Raw genomic sequence first — 3,156 nt, 5'->3', positions numbered from 1 at the left:
GATTGTGAACGATTCGAACTGGCAGCTCCCCAAGCGCGGCCACGACATCGTCCCTCTCGTGACCGGTGACGACGAGGACCGGCGACAAGCCCGCTTCGAGCTGCGCCTCGACCGCATGGCGCAAGATGGGCTTGCCACGCAGCGGCTCGAGCAATTTGTTGCGCGCGCCCATGCGCGTCGACTGTCCGGCAGCGAGGACGACACCCGCCAGGGCGCCCGCGGCCTCGTGGCCGGGCGCACGCGGCTGTGGCCGCGAGATGATTTCCATCAGCAGACCACCGACGCCCATGCGCTGGGCATCCGCCCGCCCGACCGGAATGCCCGCGAGGCTGCGCTGCAACACCCAGTCGAAGCTGTTCTCCTTCGGCGAGCGGGCGCAGCCGGGCGCGCCGATCACGATCTTGCCGGCTATCCGACCAAGCATGAGTAGGTTGCCGGGATCGACCGGCATGCCGAGATGCTCGACCTCGCCGCCTGCATCGACGAGAGCTTGCGGAATGACGTCGCGCCGATCGGTGATCGCGGAAGCGCCGAATACGACGAGGATGTCAGCCCCGGCCGCCGCCTGCGCGGCGATCGCATCCGCCAATGGCCCCGGCTCGTGCGGCACGCGCTTATCGGCCGCCAGCACCGCCTGCGCAGGCGCGAGCCGGTCCTCCATGATCCGCAGCGTCTTGTCGATCACACTCGGCTTGAGACCCGGCAGCACGGTCGAGATCACCGCCACCCGCGCGGGGCGATACGGCGCGATCGTGACCGCAGGTCCCTTGCCGATCGCCGCCAATGCAAGCTCCACCTGCGCCTCGGCGACGGCATAGGGGATGATCTTCACCGTTGCCACGAGTTCGCCGGCCACGACCGCCTTGAGCGCGGGCAGCGTTGCGACCGTGATCGCCTCGTCCACCGCATTGAAGGCATCGATGGCGGCCACGTCTATCTTGAGCACGCCGGCCTTGGCCGCGAACAGATTCACCCGTCCGGTAAAGGGGGCCTCGGCCACGACTGCATTGCCCGACATATGCATGGCCAGCCGTTCAGCCGCGGCGTTCTCGCCGATATCGCCTGGCTCCAGCCGGACGGCGACGATCTCGTTGACGCCAGCCTCCCGCAGTCGCGTCGCCATTTCCGCGGTGATGGTCCCGCCCTTCTTTACGATCGCACTGCCCGCACGGATGCTATGCGCCGCGATGCAGCCGACGGCATCGGCAATGGCGACAGGCCCGAATTGCATGAGACTTGCCCCTCAGGCCGGCTTGCGACGCGGGCCGCGCAAGGTCGCGACGATCTCCGCCAGGATCGCGAGCCCGATTTCGGCTGGCGAGACCGCCCCGATGTCGAGCCCGATCGGCGCATGGATGCGCTCGATCGCGGCGGCGTCGAACCCCGCGGCGGTCAGCCGCTCGACCCGCCTGGCATGGGTTTTCCGGCTGCCGAGCGCACCGACATAGAAGCAGTTGGAGCGCAGTGCCGCCTCGAGTCCGGGATCGTCGATCTTCGGATCATGCGTCAGCGCGACGAAAGCGGTGTAGCTGTCGAGTCCGATCCGGCCGATCGCCGCGTCAGGCCATTCCGCCAGCAAGGCGGTTTCGGGAAAGCGCTCGGGCGTCGCGAAGGCGGTGCGCGGATCGATCACCACGAGGTCGAGATCGAGGGTCTTCGCCATCGGCGCCATCGCCTGCGAGATATGTACGGCGCCGGTCACCACCACCCGTGGGTGCGGGGCCTGCACGGTCAGGAAGTGCTGCACGCCCTCCAGCTCGACCATGCCGCTCTTGCCCATGCGCAACTGCCGCTCGAGCGTCTCGGCGAGCGGGTCATTGGCGATATCCTCCTGCCTGACGAGACGTTGGCTCCCGCTGCCGATCTCGGTCACGAGCACGGTTGCGCGGCGCGCCTGCCGTTCGGCATTCAGCGTCGAGAGGACGGAGAGATCCACGAGCTCAGCCCCTGTCCGTCGCCAGTTTCAGCCCGAGGCCGATCATCAGCGAGCCGCCGATCCAGCGCCCGAATGCGAAGCCGGCCCTCGTCTTCTTCATCGCGCCCACGACGAAGGAGGCACCGAAAACCGTGACGAGATCGGCGGAAGAGAAGGCGAAGTTGACGATCGTGCCGAGGACCAGGAACTGCACCCAGACCGGCAGCGAGCCGGTGGGATCGACGAACTGCGGCAGCAGCGCGATGAAGAACAGCGCGACCTTCGGATTCAGGATTTCGACGATGAAGGAATCGAGGAGGGCGCGTTTCACCGTCTTGGGCGGCGCGACGGGCTGGTCCGGCGCACCCAGGCGCGAGCGGATCATGCCGATGCCGATCCAGACAAGATAGATCGCGCCGGCGATCTTCACTGCCATGTAGAGCTCCGGCACGTGCTTGAACACGGCGGACAGGCCGAAAGCGGCTGCGAAGACGTGCACATAGCAGCCGAGATGAATTCCGAGCATCGCCATCAGGCCGGCCCTGCGGCCGTGGCTGATGGTCTGGGCGGCCGTGTAGAGCAGCGCCGGCCCCGGAAAATAAGCGACGAGGATCGTCACCGTCGCGAAGGCGATCAGCGTTTCCCAGGAGGCCATCTCAGTTCACCTTCTCGACATAGACCTTGATGCGTCCGCCGCAGGAGAGCCCGACCTGCCAGGCCGTCTCGTCGGCGACGCCGAATTCCAGCATGCGCGCCTTGCCGTCCGCGATCACGTCGGCGGCCTCGGACACGACGGCACCTTCGACGCAGCCGCCCGAAACCGATCCGGCGAAATTGCCTTCGGCGTCGATGACGAGGTGGGAGCCCACCGGGCGCGGGGCGGAACCCCAGGTCTCGACCACGGTGGCGATCGCGACCTGCCGGCCGGCGCGGCTCCAGTCCTCCGCCGCCCGCAGGATGTCGGTGTCGGTGCTGATCATCGTCCGGCCTTTCGCGGATGACGCGGAAACGAAATGCGATCTTATGCGCCAACCATCGGTCCGCGTCGAGCGAGGCGAATACGGCCGTTATGCGCAGGCAATATATGTGCTAGCGCTCCGCCGAGTTCAAAGGCTGTTCCCTTCTCCCTTCCGAGGTAACGATGGCCACGACCGGCCAAGACGGCGTCGTCCTGCTGCACGGCATCCTGCGTCGTGCGACCTCCATGAAGCAGCTCGAACTGGCGCTGACGGCTGCAGGAT

Annotated in this window: 4 protein-coding genes; all 4 read right to left on the bottom strand. The window is 67.0% G+C overall.

The genetic code is table 11. The annotated features are described in order from the left end of the window. On the bottom strand, positions 1 to 1,123 hold a 1,123-nt coding region (locus ACIPIA_RS13130; RefSeq protein WP_400510190.1), incomplete at its 3' end, for an NTP transferase domain-containing protein. A 120-nt stretch (positions 1,124 to 1,243) separates the two neighbouring features. After that, positions 1,244 to 1,936 (bottom strand): XdhC family protein, encoded by a 693-nt coding sequence (locus ACIPIA_RS13125; protein ID WP_400510189.1) that lies wholly within the window; start codon positions 1,934 to 1,936, stop codon positions 1,244 to 1,246. Positions 1,937 to 1,940: 4 nt separating this feature from the next. Beyond that, a complete protein-coding gene (locus ACIPIA_RS13120) occupies positions 1,941 to 2,570 on the bottom strand; it encodes a LysE family translocator (protein ID WP_400510187.1) in 630 nt (209 codons plus the stop codon). A gap of 1 nt (position 2,571) precedes the next feature. Next, positions 2,572 to 2,895 carry an XdhC family protein gene (locus ACIPIA_RS13115; RefSeq protein ID WP_400510186.1) on the bottom strand — a complete coding sequence of 108 codons (324 nt, stop codon included), beginning with the start codon at positions 2,893 to 2,895 and terminating at the stop codon, positions 2,572 to 2,574. Positions 2,896 to 3,156: the final 261 nt, after the last annotated feature.

The organism is Allobosea sp. CER48 (genome assembly GCF_044752385.1).
Taxonomy (GTDB): domain Bacteria; phylum Pseudomonadota; class Alphaproteobacteria; order Rhizobiales; family Beijerinckiaceae; genus Allobosea.
This window is presented reverse-complemented; position numbering and strand designations above follow the sequence as displayed.